The following is an 18,894-nucleotide window of genomic DNA, read 5'->3' on the forward strand; positions in this document are numbered from 1 at the left end:
ACGTCAGCTCAGCCGGCCGCGCAGCACCTCCGCCGCGTCCTGGAACCATGTTCGCCGGTCGAGATCCGGAACGATCGTCGGGCGAGCGCGTGCAGCCAGAACATGTTCCGCGTAGTCATCCGAACGGGCTTCCCGCGGCACGAGGACGATCGCGCCGCTGTCGAGGAGCGCCCGGTAGCGCGGATGATGATCGAACTCGTCCGCCAGCGCCGGAGCGGTGACGACCACCGGCCGGCCGGCCTGGACGGAGGCGAGCACGCTGGCCCGCCGGGCCGTCAGCCCCTCCGGCAGGACATAGGCGAAGGCGTCGACCGTCTCGAACAGCCCGAACAGTTCCTCGGCCGAGGCAACGTAGCCGGAGACGATCACGTCGTCGGCAAGCCCCAGAGCCGCAACCTTCTCGCGAAAGATGTCCTCGATCCCGTCGCTCGCCTTGATGAAGGAGCCGATGAAGACGAGGAGGGGGGCGGCGCCGCGCGCCTTCAGGGCGGCCGCGATGTCGAGCACCGCCTCCGGCTGCTTGCCGGGATAGATCGAGCCGAAATGGCCGAGGACGAGCCGGCCCTGCTGCCGGGCCTCGCGCAGGCGCTCGCGTAGCGGGCTGTCGGCCACGCCGTCGGGCCTCGCTAGGTTCGGCGGCACCGGCATCAGGGCGGCCCGGCGCGCGAGGAAGCCGACGAGCGGATCGGCGGCGAGCTCCTCCCGCACCTGCGGCGAGACCAGGAAGATCGTGTTTGACAGGAGCAGGACCGGTCTCAGGACGAGGCGGCGCAGCCGGTGCAGCCCGGCCCATTCGTGCAGGATGGTGATGCACTTGCGCCGGCGAAGCTTGGCCAGCGCGTAGATCGCGAGCGGGCCGAACAGCGCCCGCTTCCAGGCCACGACCGGAAAGTTCGCGACCACCGCATCCGCCCGCCCGAGCGCGCGCCAGGTCTCGGCGAGACGAAACCGGCGCGGCTCGACCGTGAGCACGCCGTGCCGGTCCGGCTCGCCGTCCTGCAGGCTCTCGAGGAGGAGCCGGCTGAAATCGCCGATGCCGCAGGGCGGGTTGCCGCTGCCGAGAAGGTGAAGGCTCCCCGGCGAGCGGTCGGCTGAGGACATGGACGAATTCACGGATGGATCTCGCACCGGGCGCGAACCCGCACGGCGTCGGAGCCTGACCGATTTGCCTTACGAAATACTTCGACGAGGCCAGGGACCGCGGACGGCACGCCCCGGCCGCCCAGCCCGAGCCAGCACGATCCGGCATCGCCGTTGCGACCTTCCCGGCACACGCCGCCTTTCACGGGCCGATCGTCCGAGAGCGGGTCAGGCGTGTGCCGGAATGAGACCGAACGCCGGCCACGTCGCGACGAACGAGGACAGCATGAGCAGCCAGGCCATCTTCACGGATTGGAACGATACCCACTCGGCGCTCTGGAGCCACCAGCCCCTGCGCCTGCAGCACCGGCTGCACCAGATGCCGGCCTTCTCCAAGGAGGCGCTGGCCGAACTGATCGACCGCTACCCGCGCGATCAATACGGCCTCGTCCATATGGGCGCGGCGGGCCAGCGCCGGTTCTGGCGCGAGGGTGAGATCGGCAACATGCCGGGCGCCGGCGTGATCGACGCCATCGAGAAGGGCCGGATGTGGCTCAACCTGCGCAACGTCGACACGGTCGATGCGCGCTACCGCGCCGTCCTCGATGCGATGTTCACCGAGCTCGCCGAGCGTGTCCCCGGCTTCGAGCCCCCGGAATATACCTGCGGCATCCTGATCTCGTCGCCGAGCGCCCAGGTCTACTACCATTGCGACCTGCCCGGTCAGCACCTTTGGCAGATCATCGGCCGCAAGCGGGTCTATGTGTACCCGGCCTCGGCGCCCTTCGTGACGCCGCAGAACCTCGAGGACATCGCGCTGTTCGATGTCGAGGTCGATATGCCCTACGCGCCCTGGTACGACGAGCACGCCCAGGTGCTCGATCTCGCGCCCGGCCAGATGCTGAGCTGGCCGCTGAACGCGCCGCACCGCGTCGAGAACCTGGATTGCCTCAACGTCTCGATGACGGTGTCCTTCAACGACGAGTCGATCCGCCGCCTCGGCAAGGTGAACCTCGCCAACGGCATCCTGCGTCACCGCTTCGGCTACCAGCCGAAGAGCCGGGCCATCACCGGTCCGTCCTACTGGTCGAAGCTCCTTCTCCAGAAGGCGATGCGGAACACGAGCTGGGTCAAGCGCGAGCGCAGCATCCGCCGCATGGTGGATTTCCGCCTCGATGCCGAGGCGCCCGGCGAGATCGTCGAGCTCAAGGTCGCCGCGTGATCGCCCTCGCGCCCACCGCCGAGGCCGCCCCTGCCGCCCCGGCTGCGCGGCGCGCGGCGGGCTACAGCGTCGAGACGACGTCCGATTGGGCGCTCGTCTCGGCCGGCTGGACCGGAGCGGGCACGCCGTTCCAGGAGAAGCCCTGGCTCGACGCCTGGTACGCGGCGCTCCGCGAGCGACCCGGCCTGACGCCTCTGCTCGTGACGGCCCGCGATGCCGCGACGGGAGAGGTGGCCGTGCGCCTGCCGCTCGTGCTCCACGGCAACGGGCGCCGCCGCAGCATCGGCTTCGCCGACCTCGATCTGACCGACTACAACGCCCCTGCCCTCGGCCCGGCGGCGCCGCGCGATGCCGCGGGGGCCGCAGCCCTCTGGAAGGCGATCCGCAAGGCTCTGCCGCGCGCGTATCTCGTGCGCCTTGCCAAGATGCCGCTGACCCTGCGCGGGCGTCCGAACCCTCTGGCCCTTCTGCCGAAGGCCCAGCCCTGCGCCCTGAACGGCAACGTCGTGGTCACCGGCGAGGATTGGGACGGCTGGCGCCACAGCCTGGAGAAGACGGTGCGCAAGGAGCTCGAACGGAGCTGGCGCGTCTTCTCGCGCGAGCCCGAGACCTCCTTCGAGATCGTCACCGATCCCGCCCGGGCGCAGCGCATCGTCGACGCGATGGAGCATCAGCAGGAAATCCGGATGCGGGCCAAGGGCGCGGACTACGCCCTCGACGATCCGGATCTCGCTCGGTTCTACCGGACGCTGATCGACCGCTCCCTCGGCAGCGGCGACGTCCTGGTCTCTGCCCTGATGGCCGGCGACGACGTCGTCGCCTCGCTCCTCGGCATCCGCGACGCCGAGACCTATGTCATGATCCGCATCAGCAACGCGTCGGGCCGTTGGAGCAATTGCTCGCCAGGCCGGCTGATCATCGAGCGCACCATGGCCGCCCTGCACGCGCAGGGCTGCCGCTCCTTCGATTTCAGCATCGGCAACTACGACTACAAGCGCCGCTTCGGCGTGACGCCGATCCCGCTCGTCGACTTCACCGAGAGCCTCGGTCTCGCCGGCATCCCGTCGACGCTGCGGGCCGCAGCGGCCGGAGGCCTGCGCCGGCATCCCGAACTGGACCGCAAGGTGCGGGGACTGGTGGGCCGGTTGTTACGGCGTCCGCACGCATGAAAAAGCCGGGGACATGCCCCGGCTGATCATCGCAGCATCCGAAAGGATCAGATGACCTTGAGCAGTGCCTCGGCACCGGAGACCTCGGCCTTGGAGGGCGAATCCTCGACGTTCAGCACGCTGACCACGCCGTCATCGACCAGCATGGCATAGCGCTGCGAGCGCGAGCCGAGGCCGAAGCCGCTGCCGTCGAGCTCGAGGCCGATCGCCTTGGCGAATTCGGCATTGCCGTCGGCCAGGAATTCGAGGCCCTGCGCGCCGGTTGCTTCCTTCCAGGCATTGAGCACGAAGATGTCGTTCACCGCGGTGATCGCGATGGCATCCACGCCGCGCGCCAGGATCTCGTCCTTCTTGGCAACGAAGCCGGGCAGGTGATTGCGGTGACAGGCGGGGGTGAAGGCGCCCGGAACGCCGACGAGCACGACGCGCCGGCCCTTGAAAACGTCGTCGGTGGTCTTGGTCTGCGGCCCATCCGGTCCGTTAATGCGGAAGGTCACCTGCGGCAGGTGGTCGCCAACCTGAATCGTCATTCTCACCGTCTCCTCGATCGTGCGGCAGCGTTAGCGTGGTGAGGCGACGGTGTCGAGGCGAAGCCACCCCTCTTCCACGATGACGCAGACGCCTTCCGGTTATGGACAAAACCGGGCCTCGAACTAGCATGGGAGCATGCAGCCGTTCCCGCCGTCACGTTCCGAACACGACCCGTCCAAGGAGGACGGATCGCGGTATCTTGACCGTCAATTCCTCGTGGCGATGCCGGGCATGGGCGACGAGCGCTTCGCCCGCTCGCTGATCTACCTCTGCCATCACTCGGCGGACGGGGCGATGGGCATCATCGTCAACAAGCCGGCGACCGACCTCACCATGCCGGACCTGCTGATGCAGCTCGAAATCGCGCCGGCCGCGGACGAGATCCGGCTGCGCGAGCAGGTCGGTCACATGCCCGTCCTCATGGGGGGGCCGGTCGACGCCAAGCGCGGCTTCGTGCTGCACTCGTCGGATTTCCGGATCGATCAATCGACGCTGCTGATCGACGAGGGTGTGTGCCTGACGGCCACGGTCGAGATCCTGCGCGCCATCGCCCAAGGCTGCGGCCCGGAAAACGCGATCCTCGCGCTCGGCTATGCCGGCTGGCAGGCCGGGCAGCTCGAGAACGAGATCCTGGCCAATGGCTGGCTGACCTGCGCGGCCGACCCGGAGCTGATCTTCAACCCCGTCCTCGACGACAAGTATGACCGCGTGCTGCGCATGAACGGGATCGAACCCGCGATGCTCTCCCCCATCGCGGGCCGGGCATAGCCCGCGCGGGCGCAGGCAACCTCACACCGGCGCCGCGACCACCCTCCCCCCGCGATCCGCACCGCCCGGTCGGCAGTGCCGAGCAGGCCGTCGTTCAGGCTGACCGTGTCGGCGACCTTGCGCGTCGAGCAGCCCGCAACTATCCGGTGATCCAGTTATGCATTAGAATAAGTAAAATATAACTAGTGTACGATATAATTCGAGTGTTGAACTGCCGATTCTTCTTATTGAATACATAAAATCGCACTGATAGATCTGCGGCGATGAGCAAGTTCGGCAACCAGGCTGTCAGCAGCGACTGTCCCGTCGGACCATCGCCTGTCGATCGCTGCGCCAGCGGGCGCCAGATGCAGCCAGCGCGGAGGCCCGCACCCGTGGGCGAGACGATGCCGGCCGCTGGCCCGAGACAAAGCCTCCTCGACCTGCTGCTCGCGGATCGCGGTCGGTTCGTCGAGGTGGCGCACGGCATTCTCAGGTGCCGGGCCAAGGCCGAGGACGTGGTGCAGGATGCCGCCCTGAGGATCTGGCAGAACGGCGCAGGTCCCGAATTGCGCAGCCCCGCCGCCTATCTGCGCCGGATGGTCCGCAACCTCGCCATCGACTCCGTCCGGCAGGCGGGGCTCGAATGCCGCCTGCTCGCGCCGATCACCGATGCCGACGGGGCGGCCTGTCCACACGCCTGCCCCCATGAGCGCATGGAGGCCTGCCAGACGCTGAAGGCGGTGCTCGCGGCCCTCGACAACGCTCCCGCCCGCACCCGCCGCGCGATCCTCGCCCATCGCCTCGACGGCGTGCCCCAGAAGACCATCGCGGCCGAGAACGGGGTCTCGCCGACGCTCGTCAACTTCATGATCCGCGACGCCACCGCCCTGTGCCGCAAGGCGCTGGACGAGGAGAGCGCGGTGGCTCGCGACGCCGTGGCGGCGTAGCCGGCACTGGTCGCCCCCGGAGCGGACGGCGCGCTCCTCGCCCCGGCACCTGGCCCGGCCATGCCGGGGCGGCGATGCGGCCCTGCCGAGATGTCACGGCTCCGCTTGCGGCGATGCCGCAATCTCGACCGACCGGCGCGTCACCTCCAGCCCTGGCAGGCACCGATCTGGAACGCCGGTTGCAGACCGACGCTTCGCGCAATGGACCCGCGCTCATCCGCGCGGATGACACCGAGGACCCGATGAGACAGACCCCTATCACGCTTCCCGCGCTGGCCCTCGCCTTCGCCGTGCTCGGATCGGGCGCGGCCATGGCCGCCGACACGATGATCGGCTCGTTGAAGATCTCCCATCCCTGGGCGCCGGCGACGCCCGAGGGCGCCAAGGCGGCCCCGGGCTACTTCACCATCACGAATACCGGCAGCGCGCCCGACCGCCTGGTCGGCGGCTCCTTCGCCGATGCCAACGAGGTCGAGATCGTTGCCGGCTCGGGCAAGGCCACGAAGGCCATTGAGGGCGGCCTGCCGATCAATCCGGGCGAGACGGTCGCGCTCAGCCCGACGGGTCCGCACCTGATGTTCACAGGCCTGATCGGATCGCTCGACCGCGGAGAGACCGCTCAGAGCATCCTGCGCTTCGAGAATGCCGGCACCGGCGTGGTGGAGTTCGCCATCGAGGGCGCCGCGGCGAAGGCGGGGCGGCACAAGCACTGAGGTCGACCGACGGCGTCGATCGCCCGGGCCGGCCGTCAGTCGCCGGCCTTGGCGGTCCTCACCGTCCGGCGCGAGGCGATGGCCGGCACGGCATCCTGGCCGTTGCCGGGAACCACGACCACGCGGGCGACCTGGCCGGAGAGATAGGCCTGAAGGAACTTGTTGTAGTCGCGGAACGAGATGCAGCCGTTCGAGGCGCCGCTCGGTCCGAGCATGAAGGTGTGCGCGAGAAGCCCGGCCCGGCCGTAGATGGCACCCGGGCCGCCGACGGGGTTGAGGCGGATCGCCCTGACGCCGTGGAAGAGCTGCTCGCGTTCGGTGAGGTCGTAGACGCCCGGCGGCGTCGAGCCGCGCATCTTGATCGCGACCGAGTTCGGGTTGTCCATGTGATCGCCGAGGCCGGAATGCGCCTCGAGCTTCTCGCCGTTCGGGAGCGTCACGACGCGGGCGCTGATGTCGTAGACGGCGACGCCGCCGCCCGCGGGCGGAGGTGTCGGTGCAGCCTGCCGCGGGATCGCCGAGGCGACCGGGGGCTGGTTGAGCGCGGCATAGGCGAGCGCGGGGCTCTGCGGCTCGGGCGTGATGCCGAAGACCTTGTCGAAGAAGGAGCGCGTGTCCTCCTGCGGCGCAGGGGCCGCGGGCGCCACGGCGGCGACGCGGCGGGAGCTGCGCCGGGAATATTGCAGCGGGTTCGGGCCGCGCAGCTCGGGCGGGCGCGGCACCGGCAGCGGCACGGTCTGCACGAGGCGGTCGCCGGTCTGCAGATCCGTCGCGGCCGGATCGGGCTCGGCGGCCGGCGGCGGCTCGACCATGGCCTGCTGCGTGAACGGATCGGCGGTCTCGGCCTCCCCGATCTCGGGCGTGGCGTTGGAGCCGGTCACGGCGGCGATGGATCGGACCGGCTCGGGTTCGGGGACCGGCGGCGCGTTCTGAGCGATGAGCGCGCTGCGCAGGATGTTGATCGCCTCGTAATCGAGCGCCGGAAGGCTCAGGCGCATCTCGGCGACGGCCTGGCTTGCCGCGCTCTCGCTGTCGGAGGGAGCGAGCCGGCTCGAATGGGTGAGCCCGCCGACGATGCCGAGCCCGGCCAGCGCCACGAGCGTGCCGCGCAGCAGGATCGGGGACCGGCCCGACAGGCGCGAGATCTCGGCCACCGATGGTTCGGGAAACTTCGTCATGCCTGGCGCCGTCCCGTCTTCACCTCGCGAAATCCGCCTCGGGCCCGCCAGCCCGATGCATCCGCCTTGCATCAAACAGCCGAGGTCGCGGGGCATTTGTGGGGCGAGAGCATGGTGAATCTGGGCCTAACCGAGGCGTTTCCGGTTCTCCGAGGGGCGAACCCGCATAAAAACGGCCGGGCTGGACATGCGCGGCATAGCATCGGCCCGGCCAGACCGGTCACAGGCCGAATCAAAAGAGGCTCGGTGGGTGCACCGAGCCTCCGGAGATTATGGCCAAGCTTGGCTATACGATCGGGACAGCGTCCGTCCGGATCTCTGACCTGTGGCGAGACCGGAAACGACCCGGATTCTACTCCGCGCCGTCGATCTGGCGGCCCATGATGGAGAGGGCCTGCTGGTAGACCGAGGCCGCGTTCCAGCCCTGGAGGGCCGCGAAGTTCGGCTGGCCCGGGGCGTAGCCCTGGCCCGGCTGCCAGCCATGGCCCTTGAGGAAGTTCGCGGTCGACGCCATCGCCGCGGAGACGTTGTTGAGGTCGCCGCCGGTGCCGTAGAGCAGGATGTTCTTGGGCAGGAACTGGGTGTGGCCGACCTCGCCATGGGCCGCGCCGCGGGTGGAGGGCGTGAGCACGCCGGTGTCGACGAGCTTCAGCGCCGCGTAGAGCTGGTCGGTGAAGTAGGCCGAGCGACGGCAATCATAGGCGAGCGTGGCCACGGCCGAGAGCGTGTTGACGTTGCCGCGCACCTTGCCGAAGCCGGTTTCCATGCCCCAGATCGCGATGAGCGGGCCCGCCGGCACGCCGTAGCGCTGTTGGATCGAGGCGAAGAGCGCCGCATTGGCGGCCTTCATCCGGCGCCCCTGCGAGACGATGGTCGAGGCGCCGCGCTTGGCCATGAACTGCTCGAGCGACAGCTTGAAGCTGTGCTGGCCGCGATCGGCCGCGATGGTCGGCGCCGAGTAGGAGGTGCCCATCAAGGCCTGCAGGCTCGACGCGCTCACCCGGCCCTGCGCTTCGGCCGCGAATTCGCGCTTCCAGTTCTCGAAGCCGCTCGCCGTGTTGCCGCATTGCGCGGCCTCGGCCTGTCCGGCCACGCTGACGAGTGCCGCAAGCGCGGCGGCTGTAATGGCGATGCGCCGCTTGACGTCGGTCACTGGAAACTCCCTGGCAGGCGGCCGGCCCCGTCGGCGACGTCCCGGCATGCCGCCCAAATCGTTGCCGTTGTAGGCGAAGATATGGCCGAGCCGCCACTGCGGAGCCGTGCCTACACACCATCAAACCACGCCTTCGGGCGCGGGCCGACGCATCGACACGGGGCGTCGGCCGAACTGGGCTTGTCCGGCGGCACCCCGAGCATCGCAATGCAGAGCCTCGACAAGAAACGATGAGACTAGACATCTCTGTCGCTCGCGAGACGACACTCTAAAGCGCGTCTCTTCAAGCACGGCCCGGTGACAACCTGTGCGCTAGTCTGTAAAGGCAGGCGAAGCAGGCCGGAAACCGAATTCCCATAAAGTCTTACAGCGGGGGCTGCACGCGTGATCAAGCTGCCGGCGGCGAACGACGATAGCGAGGCCGGTCGCGCCACGAACCGGCGCATCGCGCTGTTCAAGCCGAACTGAGGCCTCCCGACATGCGCCGTCCCGTCCTCGCGGCTGCGGTCGCGCTCATGCTCGGCACGGGCGCGCGGGCCGCCCCGTTGCCCGACTTCGTCAAGGACACCCTCGGCGAGTGGCTCGTCGTCACCGATGACGGCAAGCCTGGCTGCCGGATCACGCTCGGCAGCGAACCCGTCGGGAAGACTTGGCGCGCGAGCCCGGCCGCCGACTGCGCGGCGCGCCTGCCGAATGTCGGGAAGGCGGTCGCCTGGGACTTCAGTGGGGGCGTGCGCCTCTACGGCGCCGACCGCAAGATCCTCCTCGAATTCGGGGAGGACGAGACCACGCTGATGAAGACGAGTTTCGAGACGCCGCCCGTCCACTTCATCGTCCGGGCCAAGCCCGGTGTGGAGCGCGCACCCTCCGCCCCGCTGCTCATCGGAAACTGGGTCCTGCGACGGCCGGGCGGCCCGGCTTTGTGCTCGGTCACCCTGTCGAGGGGTGCGAAAGACGGCGACACCGATCTCACCTTGAAGCCCGGCACGCCCTGCGACCCCGCCATCGCCAAGCTGAGGCTGAACAGCGCCCGCGTCGAGGACATCGCGCTGATGCTCTATGGCGAGCCCGAGACCTCCCTCCGCTTCGAGGCTTCCGGACCGGAGAGCTACGCCAAGGCCGAGGGCGGCAAACCGCTGGATATGGTGCGCGCTCCCTAGGACCTCGTCACTGCGAGGCGGATCCGCGGCAACGGCGGGGTTCAGCCCGGCGGTGGCAGTCGCCCGCCTGCATAGCGCATCAGCGCGTCGATGCGCGCCTCGATCGGGGGGTGCGTGGCGAAGAAATCCGTGAAGCCCACGCGCGGGTTGTCGAAGCAGAGCTCCATCACGCCGGACGGCGCGCGGGCAAGGTCGCCGCGGCCCGAGATCTTGATCAAGGCCGAGATCAGGGCGTCCGGATCCTTGGTCAGTTCCACCGCGCCGGCATCGGCGACGAATTCGCGCGAGCGCGACAGCGCGAAGCGGATCGCCTTCGAGAGAATCCAGGCGAGCGCGATCAGCAGGGCGCCGAGCAGCATCGCCGGCACCGCACCGGCGCGGTTCTTTCCGTCTCGGTTTCCGCTGAAGAGGTTGCGCAGCAGGTCGGTGCGATAGCCTGCTTCGGCCACGAAGGCGAAGATGCCGGCGATGACGATGGCGATCATCATCGTGCGCACGTCGTCGTTGCGGATGTGGGTGAGTTCGTGGCCGAGCACCGCCTGCATCTCGCGCGGGGTGAGCGCATCTCTCAGCCCAGTCGTCACGGTGATCGCGTATTGCTCGGGGTTGAGCCCGGTGGCGTAGGCATTGAGCGCTGGATCGTCGACGATCAGCAGCGTCGGCATCGCCATGCCGCGGGAGATGCAGAGTGGTTCGAGCAGCCGGTAGAGGTCCGGCGCCTCCTCGCGGGTCACGGGATGCGCGCCCACCGTCGCAGAGATCATCGCGCGGTGGGCGTGATAGGCGATGAACAGCCAGGCGAAGGTCACCGCAATGGAAAGCGGGCCGATCCAGAGCAGGTCGTGGAAGGCCGCGTGGAGATAGGCCGAAAACCCCGGCCGCGCCCCTGCCGGCAGGTTCGCGCTCATGCCCCGCAGAACGAGCGCGATGCCGTAGGCGAGGACGAGGTTGAGGGCGAAGAGCCCAGCGACGAGCGCGCGCGAGCGCACCTCGTTCTGGCGGATATGCGTGTAGAGGCCGAAGGCAGGCAGCATCGAACTGCCGTGGCCCGGATCAGAACTTGACCGATGGCGCCACGTCGAGCGTGGCGCGGGCGCCTTCGCCGACATCGAAGAAGCTCTGCGGCCGGAAGCCGAACGCGCCTGCGAACAGCACGGCCGGGATCGAACGGATGGCGGCGTTGTATTCGGCCACAGCGTTGTTGAAGAAGCGCCGCGCGGCCGCGAGCTTGTCCTCGATCGCGGAGAGTTCGCCCTGCAACGCCTGGAAATTCGCGTTGGACTTCAAGTCGGGATAGGCCTCGCTCAACGCGATGAGACGGCCCAGCGTACCCTGCAGCTGCGCCTCGTTCTGCGCCATCTGAGCCGGATCCCGCGATGCGACGGCCGCGTTGCGGGCCTGGATCACGGCCTCCAGCGTGCCCTTCTCATGCGCAGCGTAGCCTTTGACCGTCTCGACAAGGTTCGGGATCAGGTCATGACGTTGCTTCAGCTGTACGTCGATGTCGCCGAAGGCTTGGCCCGCGCGCTGCTTGAGCGTGGTAAGGCCGTTATAGGTGATCACGAACCAGACCAGCACGACGCCCGCGATGATCAGAAGGATCCAGGTGGTCGACATGTCTCACCAAGAGAAAGAGAGATTCGGCCCAACACGTCCGAAGGACAGCCGAATCGATCCGGTCCGGTCGGCTACCGGCTTCTTTATAGCGAGCGGTCAGCCTTCGACAGTATCGTTCCACACCTCGCTTTCGCTTGAAATGTGAAGGGCAGCACCGGACAAATTCAATATCTGCAGGACATGCGTGCTGCTCTCCGCCATGATCTCGGCAAGCTGAGAGCCGCGCGGCGCGTCCGGGTCGAACGCCGAATGCTTCGCGCGGCGTTCTGAAAAAGACGGCGCGCTCCCCAAAAAAGCCCCAGGCTCATGGCTCCTGCCCTGCGCTTGCCAATCCCCGAGACCGGGTCCATCCCCCTTCCATGCTGAAGACCGCCTTCGTCGCTGCGCGCGACCGTCAGCGCCTCTCGGAGATCGCCTCGGTCCTGATCGGCTTCGGCCTGAACAAGGCCGTGGATCGCCTGGGGCTGCGCAACATCCCGCTGATCCCGCGGCGCACGCCGCGGGTCGACGTGACGCGGCTCTCGCAACCCGAGCGCCTGCGCCGGGCCATCGAAACGCTGGGGCCGACCTTCATCAAGTTCGGGCAGATCCTGGCGAGCCGCCCCGACCTGCTCTCGCCGGTCTGGACCGACGAACTCGAAAAGCTGCACAGCCAGGTTAAGCCGATCCCGTGGGAGCTGATCGGGCCACAGCTCGAGAACGATCTCGGCGCGCCGCCGCAGGAGGTCTTCGCCGAGTTCGACGTGAACCCGATCGCCTCGGCCTCGATCGCGCAGGTCTATCGCGCGCGGCTGAAAACCGGCGAGGAGGTCGTGGTCAAGGTCCTGCGGCCGGGCCTCAAGAAGATCATCGAGGCGGATCTGCGCCTGATGGGTCACGGCGCCCGCATCGTCGAGAGTGAGTGGCCGGAGATGGCCCGTTACCAGCCGCAGGAGCAGATGAAGCACCTCGCGGCGGGCATCAACGGCGAGCTCGACCTGCTCAACGAGGCCCGCAACTGCGAGATGATCGCCGGCATCTTCGCCGGGCGCGACGACATCCTGATCCCGAAGATCTACTGGGAATGGTGCTCGGAGCGGGTGCTGGTGCAGGAATTCGTGCACGGCGTCTCGCCGAACGATGCCGCCGCGCTCCGCGCCATGGGCGCCGACAAGAAGGTGCTGGCCCAGAAGGGCTGCGACGCCTTCCTGCGCATGGCCCTGATCGAGGGTGTGTTCCACGCCGATCCGCATCCGGGCAACCTGCTGATCCTGCCCGGCAACCGCATCGGTTTCATCGATTTCGGCATCGTCGGCCGGCTCTCGCACAAGCGGCGCCAGCAGCTTCTCGTCCTGATCGGCGCCATGCTGAAGCAGGACGTCGACGGCCTGATGGCGACGCTCCTCGACTGGACCGGGCCGACGGCGCCCGACCTGACGAAACTGGAGCAGAGCGCCCAGAACTTCGTGCAGACGCACTCCGCGATTCCGCTGAATCTCGGGCTGGTGCTCACCGACTTCATGACCATGGCCCGCGAGAACGACCTCGCGATGCCTACGGACCTCGCCATCCTGTTCAAGGGCCTGGTCACGGCCGACGGGGTCATGCGCCAGCTCGACCCGAATTTCGACCTGTTCTCGGCCGCCGGTCCAACGGTGCGCGCCTCGATGCGCAGCGTGTTCTCGGCCCGCGCGCTCCTGAGGAAGGCCGAGGCGCTGGGCTCCGGCCTCTATGGCGCAGCCTCCGAGCTGCCGACGCTGATCCACCTGCTGCTGGTGCGCCTGAAACAGGGCAAGGTCACCGTCGAGATCGAGCTGAAGGGGATGGACAAGCTCGTGCGCGGCATCGAGCGCGGCGCGGCGCGCGTGGCGGTCGGCCTGATCGTCGCCGCCTTCGCGACGCAGCTGGCGCCGCGGCTGATCGATCTCGGCACGCCGGTCTTCGTGCTGATCGCGCTGGCCGTCTCGATCGTCGGCATCGGCTGGCTGATCCTGCTCGGCCGCAATCGCTGAGCTGGCTTGCAATGACGCGAGACCGCCGGCGCCTGAATTCGTGTGGTGTCGTGCGATTGGATACAGTTTCGATTCGGCTGGCCGGCGAAGCGTGCCGAACACCAGAATTCAATCTAAATTTTTACAGTATCCAGGGGCAACCTTGGCGGCGGATAACACTCTTTTGCATTTACGAAAACTTTAGATCTCGCTTGCCGAGTCACGGCATCGTGATATGGTCACTCACCAACCGACTCGCGGGATGCAACAGGTAGCGCGGCGGGGTTGAGAAACGGGCGTTCAAGCCGTCATCCCCTCGAAGCTAGGTGAGAGCAGATCCCCATCCGCCCGTCGGCGCATGACGCGCGGCGGCCGATCGAGAGCATCGTAGGCCAATGCGATGGACCCGGGGGCTTCGGTGCTTGAGTCGACCATCGTTTCGACGGGGATTTCCCGCATAGATCGGAGAGCCATTCTCGAGGCTGAGAATGCCTATCTCCGCAAGCTGCTCGCCCAGCGACCGCTCAGCGCAAACGACATCTACGTGAATGCGGAGCGGCGCCAGGCGGAGGAGACTGGCGCGAGCCGGTCCGCCGCGGCGCTCCGGAGCGGGTCGGAGTCCGAAGAGATGCGCAGCGTCGCGGCTGAGGAGATCAATGCCCAGCTTCGGGCGACCGAAGAGTTCAACCGCCGCATCCTGGCCTCGACCACCGATTGTATCACGGTGCTCGATATCGACGGCCGCGTGATCTCGATGAACGAGGTCGCGATCCCGCTCTTCGGCCGTAGCGGCTTCGCCCATGCCGTCGGCAAGCACTGGTCCGACATGTGGCAGTTGCCGGAGAGCCGCGAGGCGGTGCTCCGCGCCTTCGACGAGGCCCGCGCGGGCCGAACCAGCCGCTTCCAGGCGGCGCTCTACACCGGCGCCGCCGGCGATGCGCTGCTGTGGTGGGACATCGTCGTCGCGCCGATGAACGGCGACGACGGCCGTCCCGAGCGGCTGCTCGCGGTCTCGCGCGACATCACCGAGCTGAAGCAGACCGAGGCCCGCCAGACCGTGCTCATGCAGGAGATGGCGCACCGGGTGAAGAACACGCTCGCCATGGTGCAGGCGGTGGCGACGCAGACGCTGCGCAACGCGCATTCCCTGGAGGAGGCCGGCGAGGCGCTCGGTGCGCGTCTGCTCGCCCTGGCCCAGGCCCACGACGTCCTGATGCAGGGCTCCTGGTCGAGCGCGGACCTGCGCGGGCTCGTCGACACCGCGGTCGCGCTCCACAGCGACGGCGAGCCGGGCCGCTTCGTGGTCTCCGGCCCGGACGTGACGCTGGGGCCGCGCCCCGGCCTCACGCTCGCGCTGATCCTGCACGAGCTCGGGACCAACGCCGCCAAATACGGCGCGCTCTCGAAATCCGAGGGTCATGTCGAGATCCGCTGGAGCGTCGAGACGGTCGATGCCGAGGAACGCCTCAGCTTCCGCTGGGAGGAGATCGACGGCCCGGCCGTGACGCCGCCGACACGCATCGGCTTCGGCAGCCGGCTGATCGAGCGCAGCCTCGTGCACAGCTTCGGCGGCAGCGCCAAGCTGGACTTCCCGGAAACCGGCGTGGTGCTGACGATGCAGGCTCCCGCCGCCAACGTCGTCGTGCCGCCCGCAGCCTGACGGCGCCCGGGCAGTCCGGGGCCGCTCGGCGGGACGGACGCGCCGGTCGAGACGATGCCGCTGCGCCCGTCACCGCAGCAATTGCGCCGCCTCGGCCGCGCCACGCTTGGTGATGCGCCACCTGATCGGGCCGGGCTCCTCCTCATCGTCGCGCTCGACGAGGCCCTGCATCCAGAGCTGGAGCATTGCCAGATGCTCGTCCTGCGGCTCCTGCCCCGTGAAGACCACGGGCGTGCGCCGCAACGTCAGCAACAGGAACCGCTGTTTCTCGCTCAAGTCCATAACCTGAGGACGAGCGGGACCTCGCCGAATTTAGAGCGGCGCCGCGCAATCGGTGCGGCGGCTCCGGTAAAAATCGGCCCGGCGTCGAATTCCACAGCCAAGAGCAATCTTTGAGTGATCGGTTTGGGCGTCTCAGCCGTTAGCGCAGCCATGTGCATTTCCCGCGGCCGGGCGCTTCCGAGCGTCCCGCCGCGGCCGGACGGAAACTCGATGTCACCGACCAGTCACCTCGCCCTGCTCAACCTGCTCATCGGAGACATCCAAGGAGGGCTCGGACCGTTTCTCGGGACCTGGCTCGCCGAGACAGCCCAGTGGAGTCCGACGCGGATCGGGCTGGTGACGTCGCTCTCGGGCATCGGCGTTCTGTTGCTGAGCGGACCGTTCGGCGCCCTGGTCGATCGGCTCGGCCGGCCGCGACTGCTCATCGCGATATCCTGCGCGGCCATCCTTGCGGGCACGCTGCTCCTGCTGCCGGCCCGCGGCTTCTGGTTGGTGCTCGCAGCGCAATCGCTGGCAGCGGCCGGGGGCACACTTCTCCTGCTCGCCGTGACCTCGCTCACCCTGGGCATGGTCGGCAAGCAGGCCTTCCCGCGCCAGCAGGGCCGAAACCAGGCTTTCAACCATATCGGCATCCTCGCCGCCGCCGGGCTGATCGCCCTCGGGACGCCCTATTGGGGCGCGGCGGTCTCGCTCTGGGTGCTCGGCGCCATGGCCGCGGCGGCGATCGTCGCCACGGTGACGATGCCGCGGCATTCCTGGGAGTGCCGCAGATCCTTCGGCTGGGAGGACCACGAAGGCGACGACGCGCCCCACCGCTCGGCGACGCGGCAGGTGCTTCGCAACGGGCGGCTGCTGGTCCTGGCCGTAGCTCTGGCGCTGTTCCAACTCGGCAACGGCGGCATGCTGAGCCTGCTCGGCCAGAAGCTGGTGGCTGTCTCGTCCTCCGGGACCGGTTGGACGGCGACCTATGTGATGGTGGCGCAGCTCACCATGGTGCCGGTGGCCTATTTCGCCGGATCCCTCGCCGACCGACGGGGCCGGCGCTGGCTCCTCGTCGTCGCTTGTCTGGCACTGCCGCTGCGCGCCGCGCTGTGCGCCTTCATCGACGATGCGCACTGGTTGATCGCGGCAGAGATCCTCGACGGCATCGCCTCGGGCATCATCGGCGTGGCCGTTCCGGTGGTTGTCGCCGACCTCACCTGGAAGTCGGGCCGCACGCAGACGGCGCTCGGCACCGTCAACGCCATCCAGGGAGCCGGAGGCGCGGTCTCGGCCTGGTATGGCGGCCTCGCGCAGGCCTGGCTCGGCTGGCCGGGCGCTTTCCTGGCGCTCGGGGTCGCGGGTGTCGCGGCGACGGTGATGGTGTTCTGGCTTCACGCCACGGCGGAGGAGAACCCGCGGCGCAAGCGGCGTACGCGCGTATCGGCAACCGTGGAGCCGCAGCAGGCGTGATGGGTGGGTTGCCTGCTCACGGGATCGCTCCCGTGAGCGTCGGCGGACGGGCTGCTCAGGCGATCTTCGTCGTCATGTCGACGATCGAGGCGTCGCCGCTCTTCTTCACGAGCGAGATCGCGTGCTCGCAATCCTCACGGCGGACATAGCCCTCGCCGGAATCGGCGATGACGTGTCCGTTCTGGACGCGCAGGCGCCAGCGCCACTCGCCGCCGGCATCCCGATACAGTTCGAAGCGCATGAACCGTCCCTCCCGGCCGATATGGCCTGGGCAAAAAGATGGGGCCGCCGGGCCCGAGCGGCAACGCTCGAACCCAGCGGCCCCTGATCTCGTCAGCGGCCTGAATCAGGAGCGCGGGGCGCGCTCCAGCCAGCCGATGTTGCGGCCTTCGCCGCCGCCACCGCCGGCCGGACGCGGGCGCCCCTGCTGCGGGCGGCCCTCGCCACGGCGATCGTTGCGGTTGTCCGTGCGCTGCTGGCCCTGATGCCCGCCGGGACGGCCGGAACGCTGGTCCTGACGCTCACCGGAACGACCGGGACGCTGGTCCTGGCGTCCGTCCGGACGCGGACCGCGCGCCTGCTGTCCACCGGCATCGGGACGACCCTGGCGACCGGGCTCCTGGCGCTGGCCCGGACGGCCGTTGCGGCCTCCCGGAGCACCACCGCCGGGACGGCCCTGGCGCTGGCCGGGACGGCCATGCGGCTGGCGAGGCGGACGGCGCGCCTCGTCGGCGGCGGTCTCGACCGCTTCCTGACGCGACGGCGGGTTGAAACCCTCCGGGAACGCGCCGACCGGCACCTTCTGGCGGGTGGTCCGCTCGATATCGCGCAGGTACGCCTTCTCCTCGTCGTTGCAGAACGAGACGGCGAGACCGGCCTTGCCGGCGCGGGCCGTGCGGCCGATGCGGTGGACGTAGCTCTCCGGCACGTTCGGCAGGTCGTAGTTCACGACATGACTTACCGCCTCGACGTCGATGCCGCGGGCGGCGATGTCGGTGGCGACGAGCACGCGGCAGGAGCCGTCCTTGAAGGCGGCGAGCGCCCGCTCGCGCTGCGGCTGGGATTTGTTGCCGTGGATCGCCGAGGCGTTCACGCCGGCCTTCTCCAGCCCGCGCACCACGCGGTCAGCGCCGTGCTTGGTGCGGGTGAAGACGAGCACGCGCTCATAGTCGGGATCGCGCAGGATGTGGTTGAGCAGGGCCTGCTTCGCGCCGGTATGGACGAAGATCACCTGCTGCTCGACACGCTCGGCCGTGGTCGCCACCGGGGTGACGGCGACCTGGACGGGGTCGCGCAGGTACTGCTCGGCGAGGCCGGCGATGTTCTTCGGCATGGTGGCCGAGAAGAACAGGCTCTGGCGCACCGGCGGCAGCATCTTCACGATGCGCTTGAGGGCGTGGATGAAGCCGAGATCGAGCATCTGGTCGGCCTCGTCGAGAACGAGAATCTCGACGCCTTCCAGCGTGAGCGAGCGACGCTCGATCAGGTCGATGAGGCGGCCCGGCGTGGCGACGAGGATGTCGACGCCGTTGGCGAGTGCCCGCTCCTGGCGGCTGATGGTGACGCCGCCGAATACGACGGTGCTGGTCAGCGGCAGGTGCCGGCCATATTCCGAGAAGTTCTCGGCAATCTGGTTGGCGAGCTCGCGGGTCGGCGAGAGCACGAGCACGCGGCAGCCACGGCGCGGGGCGCGGGTGCGCTTCAGCGAGAGGCGATGCAGGATCGGCAGCGCGAAAGCCGCGGTCTTGCCGGTGCCGGTCTGCGCGATGCCGCAGATATCGCGACCTTCCATGGCGGGCGCGATGGTCTGCGCCTGGATCGGCGTCGGCGTGGTGTAGCCGACCTCTTCCAGCGCCTTCAGAACAGGCTGGGAGAGGCCGAAATCGATGAACTGGGTCAAGTAGTGAGTCTTTCGGGCAGCGGGACCGCGTCTCGCAAAGCCAGCTTCGGGCGCGAGAGGTCGTTCGGTCCGTTGTCGGGGACAGCCCGCGTGATGGGGCAGTCTGGTGC

General features: G+C 68.6%; 18 protein-coding genes. 9 read left to right on the plus strand and 9 right to left on the minus strand.

Annotated elements, in window-relative coordinates; all coding sequences use genetic code 11:
• Positions 1-3: 3 nt before the first annotated feature.
• Positions 4-1,101 carry a glycosyltransferase family protein gene (locus tag MGN01_RS12580; RefSeq protein WP_147046964.1) on the minus strand — a complete coding sequence of 366 codons (1,098 nt, stop codon included), beginning with the start codon at positions 1,099-1,101 and terminating at the stop codon, positions 4-6.
• Positions 1,102-1,366: 265 nt separating this feature from the next.
• On the opposite strand from MGN01_RS12580, the gene MGN01_RS12585 reads away from it, so the two are divergent.
• A complete protein-coding gene (locus MGN01_RS12585) occupies positions 1,367-2,302 on the plus strand; it encodes a cupin domain-containing protein (RefSeq protein WP_147046965.1) in 936 nt (311 codons plus the stop codon).
• Positions 2,299-3,471 carry a GNAT family N-acetyltransferase gene (locus tag MGN01_RS12590; RefSeq protein ID WP_147046966.1) on the plus strand — a complete coding sequence of 391 codons (1,173 nt, stop codon included), beginning with the start codon at positions 2,299-2,301 and terminating at the stop codon, positions 3,469-3,471. The genes MGN01_RS12585 and MGN01_RS12590 overlap by 4 nt, the downstream gene beginning before the upstream one ends.
• Positions 3,472-3,518: 47 nt before the next feature.
• On the opposite strand, the gene MGN01_RS12595 is transcribed toward MGN01_RS12590, so the two are convergent.
• A complete protein-coding gene (locus MGN01_RS12595) occupies positions 3,519-4,001 on the minus strand; it encodes a peroxiredoxin (protein WP_147046967.1) in 483 nt (160 codons plus the stop codon).
• Between the two features lie 136 nt (positions 4,002-4,137).
• Between MGN01_RS12595 and MGN01_RS12600 the strand changes: the two genes are divergently transcribed.
• The 3 genes from MGN01_RS12600 (at position 4,138) to MGN01_RS12610 (ending at position 6,412) form a co-directional block, all read left to right on the plus strand.
• Entirely contained in the window at positions 4,138-4,770 is a 633-nt protein-coding gene (locus tag MGN01_RS12600; RefSeq protein ID WP_147046968.1) for a YqgE/AlgH family protein, read from the plus strand.
• Between the two features lie 374 nt (positions 4,771-5,144).
• Positions 5,145-5,699, plus strand: coding sequence for a sigma-70 family RNA polymerase sigma factor (locus MGN01_RS12605; protein WP_238257572.1), 555 nt, complete (start codon positions 5,145-5,147; stop codon positions 5,697-5,699).
• Positions 5,700-5,941: 242 nt separating this feature from the next.
• Positions 5,942-6,412, plus strand: a complete 471-nt coding sequence (locus MGN01_RS12610; protein WP_147046969.1) for a copper chaperone PCu(A)C — start codon at positions 5,942-5,944, stop codon at positions 6,410-6,412.
• Positions 6,413-6,447: 35 nt separating this feature from the next.
• Here MGN01_RS12610 and MGN01_RS12615 read toward each other — a convergent pair whose 3' ends face one another.
• Both MGN01_RS12615 and MGN01_RS12620 read right to left on the minus strand, forming a co-directional pair.
• Positions 6,448-7,590 (minus strand): DUF2778 domain-containing protein, encoded by a 1,143-nt coding sequence (locus tag MGN01_RS12615; RefSeq protein ID WP_238257570.1) that lies wholly within the window; start codon positions 7,588-7,590, stop codon positions 6,448-6,450.
• Positions 7,591-7,942: 352 nt separating this feature from the next.
• Positions 7,943-8,743, minus strand: a complete 801-nt coding sequence (locus MGN01_RS12620) for a lytic murein transglycosylase (protein WP_238257568.1) — start codon at positions 8,741-8,743, stop codon at positions 7,943-7,945.
• 479 nt (positions 8,744-9,222) lie between these two features.
• Here MGN01_RS12620 and MGN01_RS12625 point away from each other — a divergent pair, with 479 nt between their 5' ends.
• Complete coding sequence (locus MGN01_RS12625) at positions 9,223-9,903, plus strand: AprI/Inh family metalloprotease inhibitor (RefSeq protein ID WP_147046971.1); 681 nt, start codon at positions 9,223-9,225, stop codon at positions 9,901-9,903.
• Between the two features lie 41 nt (positions 9,904-9,944).
• On the opposite strand, the gene MGN01_RS12630 is transcribed toward MGN01_RS12625, so the two are convergent.
• Together MGN01_RS12630 and MGN01_RS12635 are read right to left on the minus strand one after the other, a co-directional pair.
• Entirely contained in the window at positions 9,945-10,937 is a 993-nt protein-coding gene (locus tag MGN01_RS12630) for a M48 family metallopeptidase (RefSeq protein ID WP_170245966.1), read from the minus strand.
• A 19-nt stretch (positions 10,938-10,956) separates the two neighbouring features.
• Positions 10,957-11,520, minus strand: coding sequence for a LemA family protein (locus MGN01_RS12635; RefSeq protein ID WP_147046973.1), 564 nt, complete (start codon positions 11,518-11,520; stop codon positions 10,957-10,959).
• A 359-nt stretch (positions 11,521-11,879) separates the two neighbouring features.
• On the opposite strand from MGN01_RS12635, the gene MGN01_RS12640 reads away from it, so the two are divergent.
• Both MGN01_RS12640 and MGN01_RS12645 read left to right on the plus strand, forming a co-directional pair.
• Positions 11,880-13,511, plus strand: a complete 1,632-nt coding sequence (locus MGN01_RS12640; RefSeq protein WP_147046974.1) for an ABC1 kinase family protein — start codon at positions 11,880-11,882, stop codon at positions 13,509-13,511.
• 397 nt (positions 13,512-13,908) lie between these two features.
• Positions 13,909-15,150: a sensor histidine kinase gene (locus tag MGN01_RS12645; protein WP_238257565.1), complete on the plus strand. Its 1,242-nt coding sequence runs from the start codon at positions 13,909-13,911 to the stop codon at positions 15,148-15,150.
• Between the two features lie 69 nt (positions 15,151-15,219).
• Here the strand turns inward: MGN01_RS12645 and MGN01_RS12650 are convergent, their stop codons facing one another.
• Entirely contained in the window at positions 15,220-15,426 is a 207-nt protein-coding gene (locus tag MGN01_RS12650) for a hypothetical protein (RefSeq protein ID WP_147046976.1), read from the minus strand.
• 216 nt (positions 15,427-15,642) lie between these two features.
• On the opposite strand from MGN01_RS12650, the gene MGN01_RS12655 reads away from it, so the two are divergent.
• Positions 15,643-16,884 carry an MFS transporter gene (locus tag MGN01_RS12655; RefSeq protein ID WP_147046977.1) on the plus strand — a complete coding sequence of 414 codons (1,242 nt, stop codon included), beginning with the start codon at positions 15,643-15,645 and terminating at the stop codon, positions 16,882-16,884.
• Positions 16,885-16,939: 55 nt separating this feature from the next.
• On the opposite strand, the gene MGN01_RS12660 is transcribed toward MGN01_RS12655, so the two are convergent.
• Both MGN01_RS12660 and MGN01_RS12665 read right to left on the minus strand, forming a co-directional pair.
• On the minus strand, positions 16,940-17,125 hold the full coding sequence (locus tag MGN01_RS12660) for a YegP family protein (RefSeq protein ID WP_147046978.1): 186 nt from the start codon (positions 17,123-17,125) through the stop codon (positions 16,940-16,942).
• A gap of 105 nt (positions 17,126-17,230) precedes the next feature.
• On the minus strand, positions 17,231-18,784 hold the full coding sequence (locus MGN01_RS12665; RefSeq protein ID WP_147046979.1) for a DEAD/DEAH box helicase: 1,554 nt from the start codon (positions 18,782-18,784) through the stop codon (positions 17,231-17,233).
• Between the last annotated feature and the right edge of the window lie 110 nt (positions 18,785-18,894).

This window comes from Methylobacterium gnaphalii, from assembly GCF_007992215.1.
In the GTDB taxonomy this organism is placed as follows: Bacteria; Pseudomonadota; Alphaproteobacteria; order Rhizobiales; family Beijerinckiaceae; genus Methylobacterium; species Methylobacterium gnaphalii.

Bases quoted from the DNA above. Each gene is read 5' to 3' on its own strand.
- MGN01_RS12580 (WP_147046964.1), bottom strand. From the start codon at position 1,101: ATGTCCTCAGCCGACCGCTCGCCGGGGAGCCTTCACCTTCTCGGCAGC.
- MGN01_RS12585 (WP_147046965.1), top strand. From the start codon at position 1,367: ATGAGCAGCCAGGCCATCTTCACGGATTGGAACGATACCCACTCGGCG.
- MGN01_RS12595 (WP_147046967.1), bottom strand. From the start codon at position 4,001: ATGACGATTCAGGTTGGCGACCACCTGCCGCAGGTGACCTTCCGCATT.
- MGN01_RS12600 (WP_147046968.1), top strand. From the start codon at position 4,138: ATGCAGCCGTTCCCGCCGTCACGTTCCGAACACGACCCGTCCAAGGAG.
- MGN01_RS12610 (WP_147046969.1), top strand. From the start codon at position 5,942: ATGAGACAGACCCCTATCACGCTTCCCGCGCTGGCCCTCGCCTTCGCC.
- MGN01_RS12615 (WP_238257570.1), bottom strand. From the start codon at position 7,590: ATGACGAAGTTTCCCGAACCATCGGTGGCCGAGATCTCGCGCCTGTCG.
- MGN01_RS12625 (WP_147046971.1), top strand. From the start codon at position 9,223: ATGCGCCGTCCCGTCCTCGCGGCTGCGGTCGCGCTCATGCTCGGCACG.
- MGN01_RS12630 (WP_170245966.1), bottom strand. From the start codon at position 10,937: ATGCTGCCTGCCTTCGGCCTCTACACGCATATCCGCCAGAACGAGGTG.
- MGN01_RS12635 (WP_147046973.1), bottom strand. From the start codon at position 11,520: ATGTCGACCACCTGGATCCTTCTGATCATCGCGGGCGTCGTGCTGGTC.
- MGN01_RS12640 (WP_147046974.1), top strand. From the start codon at position 11,880: ATGCTGAAGACCGCCTTCGTCGCTGCGCGCGACCGTCAGCGCCTCTCG.
- MGN01_RS12655 (WP_147046977.1), top strand. From the start codon at position 15,643: ATGTCACCGACCAGTCACCTCGCCCTGCTCAACCTGCTCATCGGAGAC.
- MGN01_RS12660 (WP_147046978.1), bottom strand. From the start codon at position 17,125: ATGCGCTTCGAACTGTATCGGGATGCCGGCGGCGAGTGGCGCTGGCGC.